At 65.4% G+C, this 25469-nt stretch carries 23 protein-coding genes and 1 tRNA gene; 14 read left to right on the forward strand and 10 right to left on the reverse strand.

All coding sequences use genetic code 11. The annotated features are described in order from the left end of the window. Nucleotides 1-38: 38 nt before the first annotated feature. The gene (locus tag JWM94_RS12410; protein WP_299427317.1) at nt 39-1892 is read left to right on the forward strand and encodes a PEP/pyruvate-binding domain-containing protein; all 1854 of its coding nucleotides are present in this window, start codon (nt 39-41) and stop codon (nt 1890-1892) included. On the opposite strand, the gene gcvA is transcribed toward JWM94_RS12410, so the two are convergent. After that, nucleotides 1889-2785: a transcriptional regulator GcvA gene (gene gcvA, locus JWM94_RS12415; RefSeq protein ID WP_299427320.1), complete on the reverse strand. Its 897-nt coding sequence runs from the start codon at nt 2783-2785 to the stop codon at nt 1889-1891. The genes JWM94_RS12410 and gcvA overlap by 4 nt on opposite strands. Before the next feature lie 114 nt (nt 2786-2899). On the opposite strand from gcvA, the gene JWM94_RS12420 reads away from it, so the two are divergent. From JWM94_RS12420 to JWM94_RS12440, 5 genes are all read left to right on the forward strand, one after another. Beyond that, nucleotides 2900-3085 carry a hypothetical protein gene (locus JWM94_RS12420; protein ID WP_299427323.1) on the forward strand — a complete coding sequence of 62 codons (186 nt, stop codon included), beginning with the start codon at nt 2900-2902 and terminating at the stop codon, nt 3083-3085. Nucleotides 3086-3152: 67 nt separating this feature from the next. Then, complete coding sequence (locus tag JWM94_RS12425) at nt 3153-4040, forward strand: alpha/beta hydrolase (RefSeq protein ID WP_299427326.1); 888 nt, start codon at nt 3153-3155, stop codon at nt 4038-4040. Nucleotides 4041-4106: 66 nt separating this feature from the next. Beyond that, nucleotides 4107-4994, forward strand: a complete 888-nt coding sequence (locus JWM94_RS12430; RefSeq protein ID WP_299427329.1) for a hypothetical protein — start codon at nt 4107-4109, stop codon at nt 4992-4994. 99 nt (nt 4995-5093) lie between these two features. Next, nucleotides 5094-5873, forward strand: coding sequence for a phosphoribosylaminoimidazolesuccinocarboxamide synthase (gene purC / locus JWM94_RS12435; protein WP_299427333.1), 780 nt, complete (start codon nt 5094-5096; stop codon nt 5871-5873). A gap of 7 nt (nt 5874-5880) precedes the next feature. Beyond that, nucleotides 5881-7698, forward strand: a complete 1818-nt coding sequence (locus tag JWM94_RS12440; RefSeq protein ID WP_299427336.1) for an acyltransferase — start codon at nt 5881-5883, stop codon at nt 7696-7698. Here JWM94_RS12440 and JWM94_RS12445 read toward each other — a convergent pair. Next, a complete protein-coding gene (locus JWM94_RS12445; protein WP_299427339.1) occupies nt 7670-7819 on the reverse strand; it encodes a hypothetical protein in 150 nt (49 codons plus the stop codon). The two genes, JWM94_RS12440 and JWM94_RS12445, sit on opposite strands and share 29 nt — an antisense overlap. Nucleotides 7820-7975: 156 nt before the next feature. On the opposite strand from JWM94_RS12445, the gene purS reads away from it, so the two are divergent. Both purS and purQ read left to right on the forward strand, forming a co-directional pair. Then, nucleotides 7976-8206: a phosphoribosylformylglycinamidine synthase subunit PurS gene (gene purS, locus JWM94_RS12450; RefSeq protein WP_299427483.1), complete on the forward strand. Its 231-nt coding sequence runs from the start codon at nt 7976-7978 to the stop codon at nt 8204-8206. Then, on the forward strand, nt 8203-8868 hold the full coding sequence (gene purQ, locus JWM94_RS12455; protein ID WP_299427342.1) for a phosphoribosylformylglycinamidine synthase subunit PurQ: 666 nt from the start codon (nt 8203-8205) through the stop codon (nt 8866-8868). Before purS ends, purQ begins: the two co-directional genes overlap by 4 nt. Here the strand turns inward: purQ and JWM94_RS12460 are convergent. Next, entirely contained in the window at nt 8865-9608 is a 744-nt protein-coding gene (locus JWM94_RS12460) for a queuosine precursor transporter (RefSeq protein ID WP_299427345.1), read from the reverse strand. The genes purQ and JWM94_RS12460 overlap by 4 nt on opposite strands. 57 nt (nt 9609-9665) lie before the next feature. On the opposite strand from JWM94_RS12460, the gene JWM94_RS12465 reads away from it, so the two are divergent. Beyond that, nucleotides 9666-9742 (forward strand) — tRNA-Arg (locus JWM94_RS12465). 6 nt (nt 9743-9748) lie between these two features. Here the strand turns inward: JWM94_RS12465 and JWM94_RS12470 are convergent. The 3 genes from JWM94_RS12470 to JWM94_RS12480 form a co-directional block, all read right to left on the reverse strand. Then, a complete protein-coding gene (locus tag JWM94_RS12470; protein ID WP_299427348.1) occupies nt 9749-10756 on the reverse strand; it encodes a CaiB/BaiF CoA-transferase family protein in 1008 nt (335 codons plus the stop codon). Between the two features lies 1 nt (nt 10757). Continuing rightward, the gene (locus JWM94_RS12475; RefSeq protein ID WP_299427351.1) at nt 10758-11540 is read right to left on the reverse strand and encodes an SDR family NAD(P)-dependent oxidoreductase; all 783 of its coding nucleotides are present in this window, start codon (nt 11538-11540) and stop codon (nt 10758-10760) included. A 117-nt stretch (nt 11541-11657) separates the two neighbouring features. Then, on the reverse strand, nt 11658-12833 hold the full coding sequence (locus JWM94_RS12480) for an acetyl-CoA C-acetyltransferase (protein ID WP_299427354.1): 1176 nt from the start codon (nt 12831-12833) through the stop codon (nt 11658-11660). A gap of 148 nt (nt 12834-12981) precedes the next feature. Between JWM94_RS12480 and JWM94_RS12485 the strand changes: the two genes are divergently transcribed. Then, entirely contained in the window at nt 12982-15060 is a 2079-nt protein-coding gene (locus tag JWM94_RS12485) for a malate synthase G (RefSeq protein ID WP_299427486.1), read from the forward strand. Nucleotides 15061-15282: 222 nt separating this feature from the next. Beyond that, nucleotides 15283-15615: a hypothetical protein gene (locus tag JWM94_RS12490; protein WP_299427357.1), complete on the forward strand. Its 333-nt coding sequence runs from the start codon at nt 15283-15285 to the stop codon at nt 15613-15615. A 68-nt stretch (nt 15616-15683) separates the two neighbouring features. Here JWM94_RS12490 and JWM94_RS12495 read toward each other — a convergent pair whose 3' ends face one another. Genes JWM94_RS12495 through JWM94_RS12505 form a run of 3 tightly spaced genes read right to left on the reverse strand, consistent with a single transcriptional unit; the run spans nt 15684 to nt 21500 of the window. Next, nucleotides 15684-19256, reverse strand: coding sequence for an error-prone DNA polymerase (locus JWM94_RS12495; protein ID WP_299427360.1), 3573 nt, complete (start codon nt 19254-19256; stop codon nt 15684-15686). Beyond that, nucleotides 19253-20800, reverse strand: a complete 1548-nt coding sequence (locus JWM94_RS12500; RefSeq protein ID WP_299427489.1) for a DNA polymerase Y family protein — start codon at nt 20798-20800, stop codon at nt 19253-19255. The genes JWM94_RS12495 and JWM94_RS12500 overlap by 4 nt, the downstream gene beginning before the upstream one ends. Further along, nucleotides 20736-21500: a hypothetical protein gene (locus tag JWM94_RS12505; RefSeq protein ID WP_299427363.1), complete on the reverse strand. Its 765-nt coding sequence runs from the start codon at nt 21498-21500 to the stop codon at nt 20736-20738. Before JWM94_RS12505 ends, JWM94_RS12500 begins: the two co-directional genes overlap by 65 nt. 98 nt (nt 21501-21598) lie before the next feature. On the opposite strand from JWM94_RS12505, the gene JWM94_RS12510 reads away from it, so the two are divergent. Together JWM94_RS12510 and JWM94_RS12515 are read left to right on the forward strand one after the other, a co-directional pair. Further along, the gene (locus tag JWM94_RS12510) at nt 21599-21892 is read left to right on the forward strand and encodes a plasmid stabilization protein (protein WP_299427366.1); all 294 of its coding nucleotides are present in this window, start codon (nt 21599-21601) and stop codon (nt 21890-21892) included. Nucleotides 21893-21933: 41 nt separating this feature from the next. Continuing rightward, the gene (locus JWM94_RS12515; protein WP_299427369.1) at nt 21934-23985 is read left to right on the forward strand and encodes an NAD(+) synthase; all 2052 of its coding nucleotides are present in this window, start codon (nt 21934-21936) and stop codon (nt 23983-23985) included. Here the strand turns inward: JWM94_RS12515 and JWM94_RS12520 are convergent. Next, the gene (locus JWM94_RS12520; RefSeq protein WP_299427371.1) at nt 23982-24239 is read right to left on the reverse strand and encodes a hypothetical protein; all 258 of its coding nucleotides are present in this window, start codon (nt 24237-24239) and stop codon (nt 23982-23984) included. The genes JWM94_RS12515 and JWM94_RS12520 overlap by 4 nt on opposite strands. 75 nt (nt 24240-24314) lie before the next feature. On the opposite strand from JWM94_RS12520, the gene JWM94_RS12525 reads away from it, so the two are divergent. Further along, nucleotides 24315-25208 (forward strand): alpha/beta hydrolase, encoded by an 894-nt coding sequence (locus JWM94_RS12525; protein ID WP_299427374.1) that lies wholly within the window; start codon nt 24315-24317, stop codon nt 25206-25208. The last annotated feature ends 261 nt before the right edge of the window (nt 25209-25469 follow it).

The following is a 25469-nucleotide window of genomic DNA, read 5'->3' on the forward strand; positions in this document are numbered from 1 at the left end:
GCCCCGGGTGCAAGCGTAACGTGCCCGTCGCGGCTCTGTTGGGCAAAGATCTCATAGCCGCGCTGTCCGACAAGGCCGCGGTCGATCGGATCGCCAGCGACGCGGTCTTCGATCGGATCGCGCGAACCGAAGGCGGGGGGCGCTTTTACGAACTGCCGCAAGTAATGTTCGCGATCGACCGCAGCGCCTCGCCGCCGCGCGTCCATTGGATCAACACCCGGCAATATCGCTTTCATTTCGACTTTCTCCAGTCGCGCTACCTCACGCTCGCCGATTCCGCGACGTTCAACACCGCCAATTATTCGAACGCCGATCGTCGCTTCGTGCTCGGCGCGGTCGTGCGTTATCCGCGGCTGGCGCGATACGGGGTGGAGTTGTGGGAAGGCGACGTGGTCGAACCGGCGCTCCTGACCGCGATGATGACGCAGCTCCAGGCGACGTTCCATGCTCCGTTGACCTTCAAGCCCAATTCGGATCAGCAGCGCGCCGCCGCCGCTAAGGCCGGATTGCCGACGATCGGTATCGAGGAGGCCTATGGCAGCCGCGAACAGCTCGTGCTCAATCGCGGCAAGGCGGTCGGGCGGCTCGTCCTGGTCGGCGAGGGCGAAGAGGATGCGCTGCTGCCCGGCGACATCGCGCTGTTGAGAACCACGCCGATCCGGATGCCGCCGGTCGCGGGGATCGTCTCGGCGACCTTCACCACGCCGATCAACCATGTCAGCCTGCTCGCCAAGACGTGGGGCATTCCCAACGTCTACCGCGCCGATGCCGACCGGCTATGGGCCGCGCTGGCGGGCAAGCAGGTGGTGCTCGATGCAGCCGGCGCGACCGTGACGCTGCGTCTCGCCACCGCCGCGGAAGTGCGCAAGGCCGAGCAGGCGCAAGGCGCCAGGGCGATCCGCGCGCCGCGCGCCGATCTGGCCTATACCGGGCTGCCCGCGCTGGCCGATCAGACCGCGAGCTGGGTCAATCGCACCGGCACCAAGGCCGCCAATCTCGGCACCGTCGCCGCGATGACGCGCCGGTCCAGCGCAGGCTTCACCGTACCACCGGGCTTCAGCGTGCCGTTCGCCTTTTACGACCGTTTCGTCGCCGCCAACGGGGTCGGCGGGGATATCGAGGCATTCCTGAAAGACCCGCGCCGCAGCGACCCGGCATGGCGCGCCAGGGCACTGGCGGCGCTCCGGGCGCGGTTTGCTGGCGGCCATGTGCCGGAAGCCGATATTGCCGCCATCGCGGCCCGACGCAGCGCATTGCTGGGCGACAAGGGCGTGTTCGTCCGCTCGTCCACCAACGCCGAAGACCTTCCCGGCTTCAACGGCGCGGGGCTGTACGACACCGTTCCCAACGTCACCGGCCGCGACGCGCTCGCCGCCGCGCTGAAGACCGTCTGGGGATCGTTGTGGAACGACCGCGCCTATCTGGCGCGCGAAAAGGCGCGGATCGACCACCGCGCGGTGCGTGCCGCGGTCCTGATCCAGATCGGGATCGACGCCGACGCGGCGGGGGTGATGACCACGGTAGACCCGTTCGACGAACGATCGGACGAGCGGCGGCTGTTCATTGCGGCGAAGCGCGGGATCGGCATCCGCGTGGTCGAAGGCCGCAAGGTCGCCGAGCAACTGATCTATCGCCCCGAACTCGATTCGATCCAGATTCTCACGCGCTCGCAGGACGACGTGATGCTGCATTTCGCACCCGATGGTGGGGTCAGGGAAGTGAAGGTCGAAACCGACCGCGCAGTGCTGTCCGACGATCTGGTGCGCCGGCTTTCGAAGATAGGATTGGCGATCGAGGCAAATTTCGGCAGCCGGCCGCAAGACGTGGAATGGGTCGTGGTCGGCAACCAGATCATGATCGTCCAGTCGCGCGATTATGTGCGGGGCAATTAGACCGGGCTCGGCAGGTCGCGCGCGAGCTCTGCCATCAGCCATTCGCGGAACCGCTTGATCTTCGGCACCCCGCGCCGCGACTCTGGATAGACCAGCCAGTAGGCGTAACCCCGGGTCGAGGCTTGCTCGAACGGCCGCACCAACCGCCCCTCGGCCAGATCGTTGCGCCAGAAGAATGGGGTCAGCATCGCCATCCCCTGCCCCGCCATCGCGGCGTGCCCCTCATGCGCCTGACTGTCGAGGCGGACGCCAGGGCGCGGCGGGCCTTCGGGGACATCGACCCCGGCCTCGCGCAGCCAGAACGGCCACCATTGATCGTGCGGGCTGATCTGGGGCACGCGCATCAGCGATTCTGGGGTGAACGGGCCGTGGCGCCTCAGGAAGCCCGGCGAGCACATCGGGGTGAAGTCGACGTCGAAGATCTTGTCCGTGACGACATCGTTCCAGCCTCCCAGCCCCGAGCGGATCGCGACATCGACATCGTCGCTGGCGAAATCCGCGATCGCGTCGCTCGTCAGCAACCGCACCGCCATGTCGGGATGCGCCATCTGGAAACTACCCAACCGCCACGCTAGCCACGTATTGGCAAAGGTGTTGGAGGTGGAGACGGTCAGCACGCTTTCGTCTTCCGCACGGATCGCGCCGAACGCCGCATCGATCGCATCGAACGCGCGCGTGATCGAGGGCGCGGCACGCCGGCCGGCGTCGGTCAGCACAACGCGGCGTTTCTCGCGGCGAAACAGCGGCGCGCCGAGCCGCTCCTCCAACAACTTGATCTGATAGCTCACCGCGGCCTGGGTCATGCCGAGCTCGGCCGCGGCGCTGGTGAAGTTCTCGTGCCGGGCGGCGGCTTCGAACACGCGAACGGCGGCGAGAGGCGGCAGACGGCGCATCGCTTATCCATAAGTCTCGCTTGTCGATCATGTCCAACGATTTGTTGGCGCAATCCGCTCACGGCGAGCATATCGAAATGGCTAGCGACACCTCCGACCGAGAAGGATACGGCCATGCGTGACGATTTCCTGAGCGGCGATTGGGCCGCCAACCGCCATCATTTGAATGCGGGCATCGATAAGGCGATGGGGCGCCTCGTCACTGTTTTTGGCGACACGTTCGCGTCGTTGCACCGCCAGCAGTTCGACGCACCGTGGAAGCGCCGCTGGCGCCAGGTTCGGATCAGCGGACAGCGCTGACCGACACGAATGCCGGGCCGATCGTCGCTCCCTCGCGATCGGCCCGGTTCTACTGTACTCAGCCGCGATGATCCGGCTTGCCTTCATCGCGGCGCTGGCGTCTTGCAGCGCAATGACGCTCGATACGCCCTTCACGCCGATGACTTGGGCCGATTTGACGTCGCGTTCGCGCCCGGCACCGCAAGCGACGGTGGCGTACGGTGCCGACGAGTACCAGAAGGTCGATCTCTGGCTCCCCGCCGGCACCGGGCCGTTTCCGGTGGTGCTGCTCGTTCACGGCGGATGTTGGACGACGAGCATCGCCGATCGCAGCCTGATGGATTGGGCCGCCGAGGACCTGCGAAAGGCGGGTTATGCGGTGTGGAACATCGACTATCGCGGGGTCGATCGGCCCGGCGGGGGCTATCCCGGCACGTTTCAAGACGCTGCCGCAGCGGCAGATCTCTTGCGTACCAATGCCGCCAAATACCGGTTTGACCTCAGCAATGTTGTCGCGGTCGGGCACAGCGCGGGCGGGCACTTGGCCTTGTGGCTCGCGGCGCGGCCGAAACTCCCGGCATCCAGCCCATTGCGCACCCCCGATCCGCTGCCGATCGCACACGTCATCAGCCTTGGCGGGCTTCCCGACCTCGAGCAAACTGCTGCCAGTCCCGATAACGGGTGCGGCACGGATGTCGTCGCCCAATTGGTCGGCAAACCGGGCACCACACGCGCCGACATCTACGCCGACACGTCGGTCCCACGCCTGTTCCCGCTCGGCGTGCCGCAAGACCTCGTCAACGGGCGGGAGGACTCGATCATCCCGTACCGACTCGCGACCGATTACGTCGCCAAATCGGGGGGCGCCGCGACGCTCCATACCGTCGCGAATACCGGCCATGTCGAATTGATCGCCCCCGACACACCGGCCTGGAAAGAAACCAAGAGACTGATCGCGCTAGCATTTCGTCGCTGAAACCGCACGTCTTGACGTTATACCCCATCGATGAGATGGTGTATTATAGACAGATGGAGAGCGATCATGCGGTACGTGTTGATGGCAACGGTCGGCGTGGCGAGCCTCGCACTTGCGGGATGCTCCAAGACCGATTCTTCTTCTTTCAATAACGGCTCGTTCAGCGCCGCACCGGCGAGCATACCCCAATCCGAGCCGGCGATGCGCGACGTCGCCGAAGGCGCCGCGCCCGGGATCGCGGTGACCGCAGCGCCGGGCGTCGCGTTCACCTATCGCTACGCCTTCCGCCTGCCCGCCGCGAAGCTCGCCGCCGCGCAGGAAGCGCATGCCCAGGCGTGCGAGAAGCTCGGCGTCGCGCACTGCCGGATTACGGGCATGCGCTATCGCGTGCTCGGCGAGAACAGCAACGAAGGGCAATTGCTGTTCAAGCTCGACCCGAGTCTCGCCCGTGCGTTCGGCAAGCAGGGGATCGACGCGATCGTCGCGGCCGAGGGCAAATTGACCGATGCCGAGATCACCGGCACCGATGCCGGGGCGGAGATCGCCAAGCTGCAATCGCTGAAGGCGCAAGCCGCCGCCGAATTGCAGCGGATCGACCGCGAACTGGCGCGCAAGGATTTGAAGGAGGACGAACGCGCCGAACTGCAGCGCCAGCGCGCGTCAATCACGTCGCAGATCACCGACGCTAAGACCGGGACGAGTGATCAGCAGGAAGCGCTCGCGAACACGCCGATGGAATTCGACTATCAATCCGGCCCCGCCGTTCAGGGCTTCGACGGCAGCGCGCCGATCACCAGTGCGGCCAATGTGTTCGTCGGGTCGGCGACGGTGACGATCGGTTTCGTCCTGACGATGCTTGCGGTGCTGATCCCGCCGGGGATCATCGTGCTCGGCGGCTTCCTGCTGTGGCGTCGCTTCCGCCCGCGCCGCAAGCCCGTCGAGACGGCGGCGTGATTGCACGCCGGGACGCTTTCCTGTAACGGCCTCAACCTTCCCGCCCCGGTGCGCGCCAGCGTTGCCGGGGCGCTCCTTTCACGAGAGGTTGCGCCGAATATGGCACGCCGCCGCCAGATCTACGAAGGCAAGGCCAAGATCCTCTACGAGGGTCCCGAGCCGGGCACGCTGATCCAATATTTCAAGGACGACGCGACCGCGTTCAACGCCCAGAAAAAGGGCACGATCAGCGGCAAGGGCGTGCTCAACAACCGCATCAGCGAGCACATTTTCACGTTGCTCGGGCTGATCGGCATCCCGACGCACTTCATCCGCCGCCTCAACATGCGCGAGCAATTGATCCGCCAGGTCGAAATCGTGCCGATCGAAGTCGTCGTGCGCAACGTCGCCGCCGGCTCGATCTCCACCCGTCTCGGCATCGAGGAGGGCACCCAGCTCCCGCGCACGATCATCGAATATTATTACAAGGACGACGCGCTCGGCGACCCCATGATCACCGACGAGCATATCGCCGCGTTCGGCTGGGCCAGCCAGGAGGAGATGCACGACATCGCCGACCTGGCGATCCGCATCAACGATTTCCTGTGCGGGCTGTTCGCCGGGATCGGCATCCGTCTGGTCGACTTCAAGCTCGAATTCGGGCGGATCTGGGATAACGATTACGGCCGGATCATCCTGGCCGACGAGATCAGTCCCGACGGCTGCCGGCTGTGGGACATGAAGACCAACGAGAAGCTCGACAAGGATCGCTTCCGCCGCGACCTGGGCGGCGAGGTCGAGGCCTATCAGGAGGTCGCGCGGCGGCTCGGTCTTCTGCCCGACGAGGCCGAGGGCGCGGTGCTCGATCTCGAAAAGCATCGCCTGAACCGCGGCAAGTAGTGCCGGCTTGACCGCGCCGGGTGCGAGCGACGGGTACCGACCGGAAATCGACGGCCTGCGCGCGGTCGCGGTGGTCGCGGTCATCCTCTATCACGCGCAGCTCGGGATCCTCTCCGGCGGTTATCTCGGCGTCGATATCTTTTTCATCATCAGCGGGTTCCTCATCACCGGAATCATCGAAGCCGAACTGGCCGCAGGGCACTTCTCGATCCTGCGCTTCTACGAGCGCCGCATCCGCCGGATCATTCCCGCGCTGACGATGATGATGCTGTTGTGCGTGCCGCTGGCGTGGCGCCTGATGCTGCCCGACGACCTGGAGAATTTCGGCCAGTCCTTGGTCGCAACGACCGCGTTTGCCAACAACGTCCTGCTCACGCTGACCTCGGGCTATTTCGAGCTTGCGACCGATTTCAAGCCGCTCGTTCATACCTGGACGTTGGGGGTCGAGGAGCAATATTACCTGATCGTGCCGCTGTTGTTGGCGGGCATGTTCCGCTGGGGCGGGCGGCGGCTGACGATCGTCGTCATCGTCAGCGTTACGGCGATCAGCTTCGTCGTGGCGCTGGCCTGCGCGCGGTATGCGTCAACCGCGGGCTTCTACTTGCTGCCGTCACGTGCTTGGGAGCTCGGCGCGGGGTCGCTGGTCGCACTGCTCGCAAAACCGGTCGGCAGACGAGAGGCGCCCGCCGCAGCCGGACTGGCGGTGATTGTGTTGTCGCTGCTGCTCGCGGGCGAGCGCTTCGCCGATTTGGTCTGGCCGATGACGATCCCGGTCGCGGCGACATGCCTTGTTCTCGCCTATGGCCGCGACGGTACTATGACTGGGCGCGCGCTGGCCTGGCGGCCAGCGGTGATCGTCGGGCTAATGAGCTATTCGCTCTATCTCTACCATCAGCCCGTGTTCGCGTTCGCGCGCATCGCGAGCCTCGACCAGCCGAGCCGAGCGACGATGGCCTTGCTGATCGCGCCGGTATTTCTGCTGGCCTGGCTGTCGTGGCGGTTCGTCGAACGCCCGTTCCGCGATCGCGACCGGACGCGCTCACGTACCGTTGTCGCATTCTGGCTAGTTAGCAGCTTCATGCTCTTGGTTATCGGCGGCGCGATGGCGGCGACGTCGGGATTCAAGGCGCGCTGGCCCGAACTCGCCGAACGCGATGCGGGCTTCGGTGCTGCCCAAAACGAGGCCTACAACCTCTCTGCCTTCGCTTTCCGCGACATACCGCTACCGGATGCCAGCCCCAAAATCCGCGTCCTTGTGCTGGGCAATTCGTTCGCGCGCGATTTCATCAATATGGGCCAGGCCAGCGGCAATTTTAGCCATCACGTCGTCAGCTATGACGAGAAAACCTGCCCGTTGCGCTTCACCCCGGTCGAGCACCGCAATCTGCGAAACGCGGATTTCGTCGTGTTCGGGTCGTTCGCGAAACGCTGTCTGGACCGCTGGCTGCCGGGCGCAGCGCTCGACACCGGCGCGCGGATCATCGTGCTGGGCACCAAGAATTTCGGCTGGAACAACAATGCGGTGATGCTGCTCGACCCCGCAATCCGCTACACCTACCGCGCCAAGGTGCTCGACAGCGCGCTCGCCACCAACGAATTTGAACGCCGCGCCGTCCCGCCCGCCCAATTCGTCAACCTGCTCGGCATGCTGATGGACGGCCAGCATCGCGTCGCCGTTTTCACGCCCGACCACAAGTTCATCAGTCAGGACCGCCAGCATTTGACAAGCGCCGGCGCTGCCTATGTCGGAAGCATCGTGTTCCGCGATCCGCGCCTGCAGGCGCTGGCGACGAGCGTCAGCTCTTCACCCGGATCCCGCAAATGATTCCGAAGACGAAGCACGACACGAGCGATAGCTGAACGTACCCCGCCGGGTCGGTCCAGCCGAAATAGTCGCCGCCGAACGCGAACAGCGAAATGAACATGAACATTGCCACCACGGCCATGTCCGCACCCCCAATACCTCTCGCACGCCCTCGCGAGTCAGGCCCCGTCCCTGCCTGAAGCTGCTCCGCCCGTATTAACGAAACGTGAAACTTGCGACGAGCGGCGGGCGCGGCCATAGCGGCGCCGACTCCTACCTCAGCCAGGAAGCGCCGCCTATGAAGGTCCGCATCGTCGTCACCCTCAAGCCCGGCGTGCTCGACCCGCAGGGCAAGGCGATCCACAAATCGCTCGAGGGGCTCGGGTTTGGCGGCATCAACGACGTTCGCGCGGGCAAGGTGATCGAGCTCGACGTCGCCGACGGGACCAGCGACGACGATCTCGACGGCATGTGCCGACGGCTGATCGCCAATACGGTGATCGAGAATTACCGGGTCGAGCGCGTATGAGCGCCGCGGTCGTCGTCTTCCCGGGATCGAATTGCGACCGCGACCTTGCGGTGGCGATCGAGGCGGTGACCGGGCGCAAGCCGGCGATGGTGTGGCACGCCGACACCGAGCTTCCCGCCGGATGCGACCTGATCGCTTTGCCCGGCGGCTTTTCCTACGGCGATTATCTCCGCTCGGGCGCAATGGCGGCACGGTCGCCGGTCATGCGCGCGGTGGTCGACGCGGCGGAGCGCGGCGTACCGGTACTGGGCGTGTGCAACGGATTCCAAGTGCTGACCGAAGCCGGGCTGCTGCCCGGCGCGTTGATGCGCAATGCGGGACTCAATTTCGTGTGCCGCGACGTCGAACTGTCGGTCGACAACGCGCAATCCGCCTTCACCAGCCGCTACGCCCAAGGCGAGAAAATCCTGATCCCGGTCGCGCACCACGACGGCAACTACTTCGCCGACGCTGCGACGCTCGACCGGCTCGAAGGCGAAGGCCGCGTCGCATTCCGCTATACCGGCCAGGTTAACGGCTCCGCACGCCAGATCGCCGGCGTGCTCAACACGGCGGGCAACGTGCTCGGCATGATGCCGCATCCCGAACGCAAGATCGAAGCCGCACATGGCGGGATTGATGGGCGGCGGTTATTCGAAGGGCTGCTCGAGCTGGTCGCCTAGACCTTCGCCTTGAACGGCGAGAAATCTGTGCCTTCGTCGAACACATCGACACCCTCGGCGCGCTTGAGACCACCGACGACGAGATAAGTCGCGGGCGTGAGCAGCGCTTCCCACGCAACCTTCAGCGCCCATTGCGTGAACAGCAATTTGATCACCAGCGTGTGCGTGAATCCTTCGGCACCCCAGAAGGCGAGCGGGTAGAAGATCAGGCTATCGACGCCCTCCCCGGCAATGGTCGAGCCGATCGTCCGCAACCACAGATGCTTGCCGCTCGTCCGGATCTTCATCTTGGCGAGCACGTACGAATTGACGAATTCGCCCGCCCAGAACGCGCAGCAGCTGGCGAAGACGATCCGCGGCACCTGGCCGAAAATCGTCTGATATGCCGCCTGGTTGGTCCAGTCGGGCGCGGGCGGCAGCGCGACCACCACCCAGCTCATGAACGCCATGAATAAGACCGCGCCGAACCCCGCCCAGATCACGCGCCGTGCGCGGGCATAGCCGTACACCTCAGTCAGTACGTCGCCGATCACGTAGGAAATCGGGAAGAACAGGATGCCCGCGCCGAACGGCCAATAACCGTAGCCGGGCAACCACACTTGCGCGACCTTGCCCGCGCCGATCACGTTCGAGAGGAGCAGGATCGCGACGAACGCCGCCATCACGAAATCGTAATAGCGAAAGTTCTGGACGGCATTTGCCGTCACCGTCCGCAGCTTGCCCCGATCCCCGTCGCTCATGGCGGCGTTATGATGGGCGTTTCGCGACCGCGCAATCCGCGCTAGGCGCATCGGCGGGCGCCCGTAGTTCAACTGGATAGAGCACGAGCCTTCTAAGCTTGGAGTTGCAGGTTCGAGTCCTGCCGGGCGCGCCATTATTATTACGAGAAGCGCGGGGCCGGCGCGGGCTGCATTACGCCGTGTTGTTCAATAAAAGTGCCGCGCGCCACATTGTGCGGGTGTGCCGCCGCCTCCGCCATCGACAGGACGGGCGCGAAACAGACGTCGCTGCCCTCCATTGCCGCACACCACTCGTCGCGAGTTCGCGACTTGAAGATCGCGGTCAGCCGCTCCTTCTGCGCGGGCCATTGCGCGCGGTCGAATTGGGCGTCGAACAAAGGGTCGCCGTCGATCCCCAGTTTTTCGCGAAGCAGCGCGTAGAATTGCGGCTCGATCGATCCGATCGACACGAACCCGCCATCGGCGGTCTCGTAGACATCGTAGAACGGCGCGCCGCCATCAAGCATGTTCACACCGCGCTCGTCGGTCCACATGCCGCTGGCGCGAAAGCCCCACATCATTCCCATCAACAGTGCCGACCCGTCGGTCATCGCGCAGTCGATCACTTGTCCCGGCGCGCCGTTCCTGACCGCGAGCAATCCGCTGACCATGCCGAAGGCGAGCATCATCGCGCCGCCGCCGAAATCGCCGATCAGGTTGATCGGCGGCACGGGTTTCTCGCCCGCCCGCCCGATCGCGCCGAGCACGCCCGACAGCGCGATGTAGTTGATGTCGTGCCCGGCCGCCGGGGCATATGGCCCGTCCTGCCCCCAGCCGGTCATGCGCCCGATCACCAGTTTGGGATTGTCGCCGAGGAGCACGTCGGGCCCGATACCGAGCCGCTCCATCACGCCGGGGCGGAACCCTTCGATCAGACCGTCAGCGGTCTTCACCAGGTCGCGCAACTTCGCGATATCGCCGGGCGACTTGAGGTCGAGTTGCATCGCCGCGCGCCCGCGCAGCAACGGATCGCGCGGATTGAGCGTCGCCCCAGGCCGATCGATGCGGATCACCTCCGCGCCGTGATCGGCCAGCATCATCCCGCAAAACGGCCCCGGCCCGATCCCCGCCAGTTCGACGACGCGAATGCCGGTTAGCGGAGCCGCCATGTCAGCGCGGCGCCATCCGGATCGCGCCGTCGAGACGCACGTCCTCGCCGTTGAAATAGCCGTTCTCGATCATCGTCAACGCCAAGTTGGCGTACTCGGGAGGATTGCCGAGTCGTTTCGGGAACGGCACCGACGCCGCGAGATTGTCGCGCACCTGTTGCGGCGCACCCTGCATCAACGGGGTTTCGAAAATGCCCGGCAGGATCGTGTTGATGCGGATGCCCTCACCCATCAAGTCGCGCGCGATCGGGAGCGTCATGCCGACCACGCCGCCCTTCGACGCCGAATAGGCCGCCTGGCCGATCTGGCCGTCCTCGGCAGCGACCGACGCGGTCATAACCATCGCGCCGCGCTCACCATCCTCGCCGGGTTCGAGCGTCAACATCCCCGCCGCCGATTTCGCGACGCAACGGAACGTGCCGATCAGGTTGATCTGGATGAGCCAGTCGAACGCGGCCAGGCTGAAATGCTTGATGCTGCCGTCTTCCTTGGAGCGGCTGGCGGTCTTCATCGCGTTGCCGGTGCCGGCGCAGCAGACGAGCACGCGCTCCTGTCCGTGCGCCGCACGCGCCTTCACGAAGCCCGCATCGACGCTATCGTCGCTGGTCACGTTAACCTCGCAGAAGACGCCGCCGATTTCGTTGGCAACGGCTTCGCCTTTCTCCGCCTGCATGTCGAAGATCGCGACTTTGACGCCCTTGGCGGCCAGCGCCCGCGCTGTCGCCGCACCGAGGCCGGAGGCGCCGCCGGTGACCACTGCGGATACGGTGTTGTCGAGTTTCATTCCCGTCTTCTCCTATTCGTCATGCCGGACTTGATCCGGCATCCCGCTTTTTTCCGTTCAGCGGATAAAGCGGGACCCCGGCTCAAGGCCGGGGTGACGGTTAATGTGCGTTGACCATTACAGCCGCTCGACAATCGTCACGTTGGCGATCCCGCCGCCCTCGCACATCGTCTGCAAGCCCCATCTCTTGTCGCGCGCCTTCAATGCGTGGAGCAAAGTCGTCATCAGCTTGGTGCCCGATGCGCCGAGCGGGTGGCCGAGCGCAATCGCGCCGCCATTAACGTTGAGCCGGGCATGGTCGCCGCCGATCACCTTCAACCAAGCCAGCGGCACCGGCGCGAACGCTTCGTTGACTTCGTACAGGTCGATATCCTCAATCTTCATACCCGCCCGCAGCAACGCCCGCTGCGTCGCGGGGAGCGGTTCTTCGAGCATGATCACCGGGTCGCCCGCGGTCACCGTCAGATTGTGAATCCGTGCCAGCGGGGTCAGGCCATGATCCTTGAGCGCACGCTCGCTGACGATCATCACGCCCGACGACCCGTCGCAAATCTGGCTCGCCGACGCCGCGGTCAGCACCCCGCCTTCCTGCAACAGTTTCACCGCACCGAGCGATTCCATCGAGGCATCGTAGCGGATGCCCTCGTCGGTCGTATGGAACCCCTCATTGCCCTCTTCGTCGACGATCGCGAGCGGGACGATCTCGTCGGTGAACGCGCCGGCCTGCGTCGCCGCGGCCGCGCGCTTGTGGCTTTCGAGCGAGAAGGCGTCGAGTTCCTCGCGGCTGAAGCCGTACTTTTGCGCCATCATGCCGGCACCGACGAACTGGCTGAACCCAGGCACCCCGTAGCGGTCCTTGATCCGCTGCGAGAGCGGCCCGACGCCGATACCGAGTTGAGCGGGGGCCGTGACCGACAATCCCATCGGCACGCGAGTCATGCTCTCCACGCCCGCCGCGATGACGATGTCCTGCGTCCCCGACATCACGGCCTGGGCGGCGAACTGGATCGCCTGTTGCGACGACCCGCATTGGCGATCGATCGACACCGCCGGCACGCTGTCCGGGAGCGATGAGGCCATCACCGCATTGCGGCCGATATGCCCGCCTTGCTCGCCGGCCTGCATCACGCAGCCCATGATGACGTCTTCGATCGCCGCGCCGTCAATCCCCGATCGCTGCACCAGCGCGTCGAGCACCGCGCCGCCCAGATCGGCCGGATGCCAGTCCTTCAGCTTGCCGCCGCGCCGCCCGCCCGCCGTGCGCGCCGCCGCGACGATATATGCTTCCGCCATCCAGCCTCTCCTTTATTTGAGTTGCAGATAGCCACCGGTTGACGGAAGCGGCAAGCGAATTTGCGGGGTGGACGGCGGCACCGGTCGGTGTATTGGCACGGTTCCTCCCCGCTCAAGCTGAATGGAGTTGCGCGTGTCTGGAGGTCTCATGATCGATCGCTGCGGATTGCAGGTCGCGAGCGAGCTCGCTGCGTTCATCGAGGAACGCGCGCTGCCGGGCACGGGCATCGGGGCGGATGCGTTCTGGGCGGGCACTGCCAACATCTTCGCGCAGTTCGCGCCGGAAAATCGGAAGCTGCTCGACAAGCGCGACTTGCTTCAGGCCGAGATCGACGGCTGGCACGCCCAGCGCACCGGCACCGCAATCGATCAGGCCGAGTATCAAGCGTTCCTGAGGTCGATCGGTTATCTGGTCGACGAACCTGTGCCGTTCGCCATCACCACCGAGAACGTCGATCCGGAGATCGCAACGACCGCCGGGCCGCAACTCGTCGTGCCGGTGCTAAACGCCCGCTTCGCGCTCAACGCCGCCAATGCGCGTTGGGGCAGCCTGTACGACGCGCTCTACGGCACAGACGCTATCCCCGGCACAGCTAGGCCGGGCGGCTACGACCCGGTGCGTGGCGCGCAGGTGATCGCCTGGGCGAAGTCGTTTCTCGATTCGGCGGTGCCGCTGGCGAGCGGAAGCTGGGCCGATTTGACCGGCGCGCCGGTACTGGCCGACCCGGCGTTGCTGGTAGGGCGCGCGCAGGAAAGCTACCTGTTCCGTCACAACGGCTTGCACATCGAAGTGGTGATCGATCGCGAGCATCCGATCGGCAAGACCGACCCAGCCGGCATTGCTGACGTCATCCTCGAAAGCGCGCTTACGACGATCGTCGACCTTGAGGATTCGATTGCCGCCGTCGATGCCGAGGACAAGGTCGCGGCTTATGCCAACTGGCTCGGCTTGATGAAGGGCGACCTGGTCGAGACGTTTGATAAAAACGGCGCGACTCTCACGCGCAAACTCAACGACGACCGCGTCTACACCACCCCCGACGGCAGCACCTTCACCCTGCCCGGTCGCGCGCTGATGTTCGTGCGCAACGTCGGTCACTTGATGGCCACGCCCGCGATCCGCCTGCCCGATGGCGGCGAGGCGCCCGAGGGCATTCTCGACGCGATCGTCACCAGCCTGATCGGCTTGCACGACATCAACGGCGCGCGGAAAAACAGTCGCGCGGGATCGATCTACATCGTCAAACCCAAGATGCACGGGCCCGAAGAAGCCGCGTTCACCAATGCGCTGTTCGACGCGGTCGAAGATCTGCTCGGCCTCGCCCGTCACACGATCAAGGTCGGTGTGATGGATGAGGAGCGCCGTACCTCCGCCAACCTTGCCGCCTGCATCGCGGCGGTCAGCGGCCGGATCGCGTTCATCAACACCGGCTTCCTCGACCGCACCGGCGATGAAATTCACACGGGTATGCAGGCGGGGCCGATGGTGCCCAAGGGCGAGATGAAGACGAGCGCCTGGATCGCTGCGTACGAGAACCGCAACGTCCAGATCGGGCTCGCCTGCGGGCTGTCGGGCAAGGCGCAGATCGGCAAGGGAATGTGGGCCGCGCCCGACCGCATGGCGGATATGCTCGACCAGAAGATCGGCCACCCGATGACGGGCGCCAACACCGCCTGGGTGCCCAGCCCCACCGCGGCGACGCTGCACGCGACGCACTACCACCGCGTGGACGTGTTCGCACGGCAGAAGGAGCGCGCATCCGAGCCGATCGCATCGCTCGATGCCCTACTGTCGGTCCCGCTCGCGCTCGGCCGCAACTGGACCCCTGACGAAATCCGCGCAGAGCTCGATAATAATGCGCAGGGCATTCTGGGCTACGTCGTTCGCTGGATCGATCAGGGCGTGGGTTGCTCGAAAGTGCCCGACATCCACGATATCGGGCTGATGGAGGACCGCGCAACGCTGCGCATCTCGAGCCAGGCGCTGGCCAATTGGTTGCTCCACGGCGTCTGCGCGCCCGAAGAGATCGAAGCGGCGTTCGCGCGGATGGCGGCGAAGGTCGATGCGCAGAATGCCGGCGATCCGCTGTATGGCTCGCTCGTCGCCAACCCCAACGGTGCCGCCTATCGCGCCGCCCGCGCGCTGGTGTTCGAGGGAACGGCGCAGCCCAACGGCTATACCGAGCCCCTGCTCCACCGCTTCCGCGCCGAGGCGAAGGCGCGCTAACTTTGGACAATTGGACAAAATGGACAGCGCAATTGTCGAGTTGCGTCGCCCGAAATGTCGTTATTTTACAATTGGTCTAAGATAGGCAACAGACTAGCCGACCTTGGCGTTGCAATCCTGTTGCTCGCTCAACTTTGTTCTCGCCAAAATGGAGACGATCTATTAGACTGCGCACCGTCGGATCCGTCCGGCGTGTGCAATCTCGGTTTGGGGGTTACAGCGATGTTTAAGTTGATCAAGGTCGGCGTGGCAGCCAGCCTGCTGGTAGCGGGGATGGCCACGGCCGGAATGCCGTCGGGGCGCAATTTCACGATCAAGAATACCAACGCAAGCGTCTCGGTGCAGCGCGTATGGTACGCGCGGGCTGGCGAGGAGGGCGATCCGTGGCATGAAGTCATGCTCGATTACGCCGTCAAGCCTGGCCGGACCTCGAACTTCACCATGGGTGCGGGCGATGTCTGCCTGTACGATATCAAGGTTCAGTTCAGCGATTCGGTCATCCAGCAACGCGACAACATCAACGTCTGCCGCGGCGACACGGCGGTCGTGACCTGATCCGGCGCGCTTTTGCGTGACGTGATACGGGGCGGTGGGTTTTGGCCCGCCGCCCTTTTTCTGGCCGGTCAGTGGAAGTCGCGCGACTTGGGCAGAATGCGGACGTTGCGGGGATGCCGCCCGCCGGTCGGACGCGCCTTTTCGTAACGCGGATCGGGGATCAGGCCGATATCGGCCTGCGCCATTGCGGGGCGAGACTTGCGATCCTCCGATAACCGGCCGAGCTCGTGCGTGCGGTCGATGACGCGCGTGCCGATCAGGTGGACGACACCCCCTTCATCCTTGGCGCTACGCTGCACCTCCCCCTCGACGGTCATCAGTCGCGATCCCATCACTTGCATCCGCTGTGCCTCAAATATCCGCGCCCATAACAGCACATTGGTGATCCCGGTCTCATCCTCCAGCGTCATGAATATCGCGTTGCCCGTGCCCGGCCGCTGGCGCACCAGCACGACCCCGGCGACCGTGACGCGCGCGCCGTTCGTCGCCTTGGACACGCCTTCGCATGTCAGCACCTTCTCGGCATCGAACATCGGCCGCAGGAACTGCATCGGATGTCCCTTGAGCGACAGGCGGGTGAGTTGATAATCGGCGCTGACCTCCTCGCTGAGCGGCATCGTCGGCAGGCCGGCGTCCGTCTCAACCCCCAATTCGCGCGCACCGGCGGCGGCGAACAGCGGCAATTCGTCAGATGGCGTCCGCCTTACCTCCCACAAGGCATCGCGTCGGCCCTTGCCGATCGACCCCCAGGCATCGGCGTCAGCGAGCAACCGCAGTGCACGCGCGGGTAGATGGGCGCGGCGCGCGAGTTCCTCGATCGAGACAAAGGGGCCATTGGCGGCACGCTCGTCCGCGAGAGACTTCGCCCAATCTTCGCGAAAGCCATCGATCTGACGCAAGCCGAGCCGGAGTGCGAGGTCGCGATCGCCCGGTTCAAGACTATTGTCCCACCGGCTCGCATTCACATCGATTGCTCGCGCCTCTACCCCGCCTTTCTCTTGCGCGTCGCGGACGATTTGCGCCGGCGCGTAAAAACCCATCGGCTGCGAATTGAGCAACGCGCAGGAGAACGCCGCTGGGTGGAAGCACTTCAACCAGGCCGACACATAGACCAGCCGCGCGAACGCCAGCGCATGGCTTTCCGGAAAGCCATAGCTGCCGAACCCCTTGATCTGGTCATAGCAACGCTGCGCGAAATCGCGTTCATATCCGCGCCTGACCATCCCCTCGACCATCTTGGTCTCCAGGTTGTGGATCGTGCCGACATTACGGAACGTCGCCATCGCGCGGCGTAGGCGATTGGCATCCTCGGGTGAGAAATCGGCCGCAACGATCGCCAGTTTCATCGCTTGTTCCTGAAACAGCGGCACGCCCATCGTCTTGCCAAGTACGCCTTCAAGTTCGTCGGGCCGACCGTGACGCGGATTAGGCGCCGGAAAGGACCACGCCTCTTTCTTGGCACGCCGCCGCAGATAGGGGTGCACCATATTGCCCTGGATCGGACCGGGCCGGACGATCGCCACTTGAACGACCAAGTCGTAAAATTGCCGCGGGCGCAGCCGCGGCAGCATGCTCATCTGCGCGCGGCTTTCGACCTGAAACAGGCCCAGGCTGTCGCCCTCGCACAGCATATCGTAAACCTGCGCGACCTCGGCCGGGACGGTATCGAGCGTGTGCCGCTTGCCCCCGCTCTCCTCGATCAGGTCGAACGCCTTGCGGATGCACGACAGCATGCCGAGCGCCAGCACATCGACCTTCATCAACTGAAGCGCGTCGATGTCATCCTTGTCCCATTCGATGAAGGTGCGCTTGTCCATCGCGCCATTGTGGATCGGCACGGTTTCGTCGAGCCGGTCCTGCGTCAGCACGAACCCGCCGACATGCTGCGACAAATGGCGGGGAAATTCGAGCAATTGATCGACCAGAGTCTTCAGCCGCCCGATCTCCGGATTGTCGAGCGTGAACCCCGCCTGGGTAAAGCGCTCCTCCTCCATCTTGCTCGAATAGCTGCCCCAGATCGTGCTGGAGAGTCGTGAGGTGACGTCCTCGGTCATGCCGAGTGCCTTGCCGACTTCGCGCACGGTCGAGCGCGAGCGATAGTGAATCACCGTCGCGGCAATCGCGGCGCGGTCTCGGCCGTATCGCCGATAGACATATTGCATCACTTCCTCGCGTCGCTCGTGCTCGAAATCGACGTCGATATCGGGCGGCTCGTCGCGCTCGGCCGACACGAAGCGCGAGAACAGCAGATCGAACTTCATCGGATCGACCGAAGTGACCCCCAGGATGAAGCATACGACCGAATTGGCGGCCGATCCGCGTCCCTGGCAGAGGATCGGTGGATCCTGGGTCCGCGCGAACTTCACCACGTCATGGACGGTCAGGAAATAATACGCGTAACCACGATCACGGATGAGCATGAACTCTTCGTGCAGCAGGGCGTACAGCTTGTCGGGAACGCGATAATCGTAGCGTTCGAGCGCGGTCTGCCAGACGAGGTGCTCGAGCCAGTCCTGAGCCTGCCATCCCTCCGGCACCGGCTCGTGCGGATATTCGTAGCTGAGTTGGTCTAGCGTGAAGTCGATGCGAGCCAGCAGGCGTTCGGTTTGAGCAATCGCGTCAGGATAGCGGCGGAACAGGCGGGCCATTTCGGCGGCCGGCTTCAAATGCCGCTCCGCATTGGCCGCGAGGATGCGGCCGGCGTGCTTCACATCGGTGCCCTTGCGGATGCAAGTGACGACGTCGTGAAGCTGGCGCTGGCCGGGTGAGGCGTAGAGCGCGTCGTTGGTCGCGATCAGCGGAACGCCGACGGTCGAAACAATTCGGGCAAGATCGCGCAGCCGCCGATTGTCGCGCCCGTCGTAGAGCGTGGACACACCGAGCCATAACCGGCCGCCCACGATGCGTTTGAGGCGGCGCATAGTATCCCCCAGCACATCGTCACCCCGGACTTGATCCTGGGTCCACCTCACCACGTGGCCAGTTGCTCGTGGCTCGATGGATGCCGGATCAAGTCCGGCATGACGGTCGGGAAACGGGATGACATTGGTATTTACCGCTTCATCCTCGCCCAACCGCAAGACCCCGCGATCCTGCTCCTCGGCGATGCGCCGTTTCTCGGCTAGTTCCTCGACCTCGCCCGCATCGAAGCTGCTCTCCGCCAGCACAATCAGCAGCAAATCCTCATGGTGCGCGATCAGGTCGCCGAGATCGAGCAGGCACCCGCCCTTAGACGCGCGACGATTGCCTACGGTCAGCAATCGCGTCAGCCGTCCCCAGCCGAACCGTGTCGCAGGGTAGGCGACGATATCCGGCGTGCCATCGCGGAACACCAGCCGCGCGCCGACCACCAGGCGAAAGTCGAAAGCGGGTTCGGGTATGGCGTCGGGTTCGGGAAAATCCTCCCACGGGCGGTCCGCCTCGTGCTTCGCCTTGGCCTTTGCCCACACTTCACTGAACTGTTCTCGCGCTTCCTTGAGCGCGACATACGCGCGCACCACGCCCGCCACGGTATTACGGTCGGCGATGCCGATGCCCCGCATTCCCAGTGCGATCGCCTCGCCTACCATCTGCTTGGGATGCGATGCGCCGCGCAGGAACGAGTAATTGGTCGCCGCGACCAGTTCGGCAAAGCCGGTCATGCGAACACCCCGTGAACGTACCAATCGAGCGCCGGTTTGCCGTCTACGAACAGGCCATGACGGAAAATCCAGAGCCGCCGCCCGCGACGGTCCTCGACTCGGTAGTAATCGCGCGTCGGCGCCTCGCGCGGCGCCCACCATGGTGCGGCAATTCGTTCGGGTCCCTCTGCCAGTGCGACGTCGTGGAGCGTACGGCGCCAGCGGAACTGGCGCGGCGGTCCGTCGGGAACCCCGGCAATCACGCTTTCGATCTGCTGCGGCGGATCGAACAGGTGGATCGGGCGGAGCGGCGGCTCGCCGGGTTCGAGCGCGGGCCAATCGCCGGGCGGCGCGGGATCGGCGGCAGGGAGCGTGAACTCAGCCTGTTCGGGCAAATGCCGGTCGCGCGGCGCGAACCGTCGTATCCGTCCGCGCCCTAATCTCGTCGTCAGGCGATCGACCAACGCCGCCAGCTCGGCCTCTGCGACTGCCCCGCCCTCCAGCTTCAATTGCGCCGCGTCGAGCCGCTCGGCGACGGGGATGTCGAGCCGGATCAGATCGAATCCGAACCCCGGGTCGATCGGATCGGCGAGCGTGTCGATCCGTTCGCGGAATAGCCGCAGTACCGCGGGGACGTCGCGGCTCGGCCTGCCGGTGTCGACCGCCAGAAGCTGCACTAGGCCATCGGTTCGGAAGAAACGTGCGACGAACCTGCGCCCGCCTTCGTGAGTCTCCTCCAATCGCCCGATCACTTCGGCCATTAGTTCGCCCAGCACCTCCAATGCGAATTCGGTACGCGCCACTGGTTCGGCAAAGCGGCGCTCGACAAAGATCGGCGGCTTGACGATGCGCGGGGATAGCGGGCTGTCGGCTTCGCCGATCACGCGCCGCACACGCGTCGCTGCCTCACCACCGAACCGCGCGGCGATCGCCGATAGTGGCCGCACGACGACGTCGCCGATCGTCTTCAACCCAGCGCGTTTGAGCGCCAGCGTCGCTTCATCGTCGAGCCCAAGCGCGGCGACCGGCAAGCGCCGCACCGCCTCGTCCTCGCTCGCACCGGTGGTGCGATACCGCGCCAATGCGCGCGCCGCGTCGGGATTCCCGGCAAAGGCATGGCTCGCGACGACGCCGAGCCGCGCCAGCCGCACGATGGCGTCCCCCGCCAACGCGGTTTCGCCGGCGAACAGATGCCCACAGCCCGTCACATCGAGCACCAGTCCGTCGGGCGCATCGATCATCACCCATGGCGTGTAGCGTATGCACCCGTCCGCCAGCCGTTCGAGCCAGGCATGATCGTCGTGCGGGACATGATCGAACGCTTCGAGCTCGGCGACGCGGGCACGCGAATCGGCCAGCGTCATGCCCGGTTCGATCCCTAGCCGTGCCGCCGCCGGATCGACCGCGTACAGCCGCTGCGCACCCTTGACCTTCTCGATCACCGCATAGGGCACGCCTGGACGCCCCGCGAACACGTGCGGCCGCGCGATCCGCAGCCGCTCAGCCGGCAGCCACGGGAAGTACAGCGCCAGATAGCGGCGCTGTGGCGGGGTCCTGGAAGGCATGTCGTTCACGATTCCACTCCACGCGCCACGTTGCACCGGCGGGAGCGGCGCGGCGGCGCAACAATTCGATCTCGAACACCGGATGCCCCGGTGCTCCGGCGGGCGTCCCGTCGGCCAGCGGTACCGACGGCGCCGCCGCCACCCGCCACCGCGTGTCGGCGGCGCTCGGACTTTCTGCCGCCGCCATCCGCAGCAACAGCACCGTCACCCCCGACGCTTCCGCCGCGAGCATGAGACGCCGAGTCGCGGTCAGATCGAGCGCCTTGGGATCGCCCCAACATTCGACCAGCAACGCCCCCAGCCCCGCGCACCGCGCCGCGCCATTCGCTGCTTTCAGGAGCGCGGCATCATCAGCGACCAGCCCGACCAGCACCGTACCGCCCGCGATCCCCAGCTCGCCCAGCCCGGTGGCGTAGAGCCGCCCGCATCGCCGTTCCGCCGCCTCGGTGCGCAGCCAAAACAACGGCTTTCCCTCACCCGCCCGCAGCCCCAGCATCGCCGCAAACCCCGCGGCACTGCCTGCTTCGCCATCCTCGGCCACCACCTCGTGCAGCCGCCCTCGCCCGAGCCCACCGCCCAGACAGGCATCGATCCCGGCATGCCCGGTCGCAAAGCGCAAAGCTTCATCACGCGGGCGTGCCTGTTCGAGACGCGCCAGACGCCGCCGCAGCTTGCTGAGCGAGGCTACCGACTCGGCCATATTTGTTCATGATATGTTCTATTTCAGACGATGCAATCGGATTCGGATCGCTCCCCAGCCTTGCGCGTTTTCGCCAGCGATCATGAGAGGAGGCCGACATGCCCCAAGGCGACAAGAGCGCGTACACCGACAAGCAGAAGCGCAAGGCGCAACATATCGAGGAAGGCTACGAAAAGCGCGGCACGCCGAAGAAGGAAGCTGAGGCCCGCGCTTGGGCGACGGTCAACAAGGAATCGGGCGGCGGCAACAAGTCCGGGTCGGGACGCGGCAAGAAGGACACGCATGTCTCCTCCGCACGCGGTGGGCTCACGCATAAGGCTGGGACGCCCGAGGCGCGATCGGCGGCGGCGCACAAGGGCTGGGACACCAGACGGCGCGACGCTAGAGCCTGATGCGGTGGCGCTAGGCCGAGAACGGCGCTAAGCGGCGCTGGATGGCGAAGACGCATCGTTTTTTTTCGCACCATGCGCACGAATTCCTGCGGGTGGCGGCGTGCACGCCGGTCGCGACGGTCGGCGACATCGCCGCGAACGCCGCGGCGGCGATCGCGCTGGCGAAGCGCGGGCATGATGAGACCTGCGATCTGCTGGTGTTTCCGGAACTCAGCCTCAGCTCCTACGCGATCGACGACTTGCATCTGCAGGACGCAATTCAGCGCGCGACCGACGCCGCGCTGGCCGACGTTGCCGATGCCACCGCCAAGCTGCGCCCGGTTTTGCTCGTCGGTGCCGCGATCCCGCGCGACGGGCGGCTCTACAATTGTGCGGTGGCGATTCATCGCGGGCGCATCCTCGGCGTCGTGCCCAAGACCTACCTGCCTAATTACCGCGAATATTACGAGAAGCGCTGGTTCGTCAGTGGCGAGGGAACGAGCGGGACGATCGACCTCGCCGGCCAGACCGACGTGCCGTTCGGCGACGACCTGATCTTCGCCGCCAGCGACTTGCCGCACTTCATCTTCCACGCCGAAATCTGCGAGGATTTCTGGGCGCCGGCCCCGCCCTCGACCTACGCCGCGATGGCCGGGGCACTGGTGTGCTGCAATCTGTCGGCGTCCAACGTCGTCATCGGCAAGTCGCGGCAGCGCATGCTATTGTCGGCGGCACAGTCCGACCGCGCGATCTGCGCCTACGTCTTCTCCGCCGCGGGGCCGGGCGAGAGCACTACCGACCTCGCCTGGGACGGCCAGGGCATGATCCACGAGCTCGGCGAGCTGATCGCGGAAAGCGCGCGGTTCGAGGACGACCCCGAACTGCTGGTCGCCGATGTCGATTGCGGGCGCGTGCGGCAGGAGCGGATGCGCAACGGCACGTTCAACGACGCCGCGCGATTCGCCGGGGTCGAACCCACCAGCTTTCGCCGCGTCGCGTTCGAGGCCAAGCCCGATTTCGCCGATGTCGGCCTCAAGCGCGACATCCGCCGCTTCCCGTTCGTCCCTAACACCCCCGAAAAGCTCGACGCCGACTGCTACGAGGCATTCAACATCCAGGTCACCGCGCTTGCCCAGCGCGTGGTCGCGGCAAAGGCCGAACGGCTGGTGATCGGCGTGTCGGGCGGGCTCGATTCGACCCATGCGCTGATCGTCGCGGCTAAGGCGATGGACCGGCTCGGTCGCCCGCGCTCGTCGATTCTCGGCTACACCATGCCCGGTTTTGCGACGAGCGACGGGACCAAGGCAAATGCCTGGGCGCTGATGCGCGCGCTCGACGTGTCGGCCGACGAAATCGATATCCGTCCCGCCGCCGAACAGATGCTCAGGGACATGCGCCACCCGTACGCCGAGGGAAAACCGGCATACGACGTGACGTTCGAGAACGTCCAGGCGGGCCTGCGCACCGATTACCTGTTCCGCCTTGCCAACCAGCGTAATGGCCTGGTGGTCGGCACTGGCGACCTGTCGGAGCTCGCGCTCGGCTGGTGCACCTACGGCGTCGGCGACCAGATGAGCCATTACGCGGTCAATGCCGGCGTGCCCAAGACGCTGATCCAGTTCCTGATCCGCTGGTGCATCCGCACCGATCAGTACGATGCCGAGACCGACCGCGTGCTGGAGGCGATCCTGGGCCAAGAAATCTCACCCGAGCTGGTCCCCGCGGGCAAGGACGGGGCGCTGCAATCGACCGAGAGCAGGATCGGCCCCTACGCGCTCAACGACTTCTTCGCGCATTACATCGTCCGCCACGGCATGGCGCCGTCCAAGGTCGCGTTCCTCGCGCTCAAGGCGTGGGAGGATGCCGGCCGGGGCCGCTGGCCGCGCGATTTCCCCGCCGCCGCGCGCACGGCTTACGATTTGCCGACGATCCGCGAGTGGCTCGAAAAATTCCTGTTCCGCTTCTTCACGATCAGCCAGTTCAAGCGCTCGGCGATCCCCAACGGACCCAAGGTATCGGCGGGCGGCGCGCTCAGCCCCAGAGGCGACTGGCGCGCGCCGTCGGACGGCAATGCCAAGCCGTTCCTCGACGAACTAAAGGCCAACCTGCCTTAGTCGTCCTCGCCTTCGCTCAGTTCCATAAAGTCCCGCGCCGCGTCGCGGTCGGCGGGATCCTTGAACGCCACGTCGAGATCGGGCGCAACGCCGAGCATGTGCATCAGCGCCCACAGCGCGAAGCGCCGCCCGCGATCCTGCGTCATGCCGAAATCGACCCGCATCCGCTCGGCGCCCGCCGCAAGGCCGTCGGGCGACAGCGACGCGATGTCGGTCGTTCCGAAATAGCGGCGGAGCTGGTCGTCGAGGTCCATCGCCCCACCCTGCTCTGCTGAGCACTTGCCGACAAGGCTCCCGCCTGCCAGCGTACCGCAAACAGGAGAGCGCGCGTGAAGACACAGGCGAACGGCATCGAGATCGAATATGAAGTCTATGGCGCCGACGATGCGCCGCCGGTCCTGCTCATCATGGGCCTGGGCGCGCAGCTGACCTTGTGGCCGATGCCGATGGTCGAGCAACTCGTTGAGCGCGGCTATCGCGTGATCCGCTACGACAATCGCGATGTCGGCCTCTCGACCAAGTTCCACGATGCCGAGGCGCCATCGATGACCGCGATCGTCGGCGCGCTGATGATGGGGCAGAAACCCGACGTCCCGTATCTGCTCGCTGACATGGCCGCCGACGCGGTCGGTCTGCTCGACGCCCTCGGCATCGAAAAAGCCCACGTCATGGGCGCGTCGATGGGCGGGATGATCGCGCAGATGGTCGCGGCGACGTATCCGTATCGCGTGCTCTCGCTGACCTCGATCATGTTGAGCACCGGCAATCCCACGCTGCCGCCCGCTAGCCCGGAGGCGATGGCGGTACTGACTCAGCGCCCCGAAGGCGCCGACGAGGACTCGATGGTCGCCCACGGCGTCCGCGCCGAAAAGATCATCGGCAGCCCCGGCTACCCCGCCAACGAGGCCGAGCTGACCGAGCGAGTCCGCGCCAGCTTTCGCCGCATGCATTACCCGCCCGGCTTCGCGCGCCAGATGGCGGCGATCGTCGGCAGCGGCGACCGCCGCGCCGCGCTGAGAACAATCACCGCGCCGACGATGGTGATCCACGGCGCCGACGACCCGCTCGTCCCGCTCGCCGCCGGCCGCGACACGGCGGCGACAATTCCCGGTGCCAAGATCGTCGAGATACCGGGCATGGGACACAATCTGCCCGAACCGCTGATCGGCCCGGTGCTCGATGCGTTCGAGCAGGTGGCGAAGGCGGAAGCGCCGGTCGGCTGAGTCTCAAGCCCCGTCGCAAAAGCCGGTGCCCCATTAAGCGCGTGTGCGGGATCGTGGACCTTTCTCCTCGTACGGGGGCGATAACCGCGTGCCGAAGTTGCGATTGGGTGCCGGAGATGAGCGGTTATTCGGCCCCGGATGGCGGGGAAACAGGCGAGACACCGTCGTTGTGCGACCGAACCTAGCGCATTGCGCGGACGTGACTTTCCTTCGCGCCGACGATCCGGCGCAGGGCGGCATGATATTCAGACTGTCAAAGAG

Source organism: Sphingomonas bacterium (assembly GCF_028289855.1).
Taxonomy (GTDB): domain Bacteria; phylum Pseudomonadota; class Alphaproteobacteria; order Sphingomonadales; family Sphingomonadaceae; genus Sphingomonas.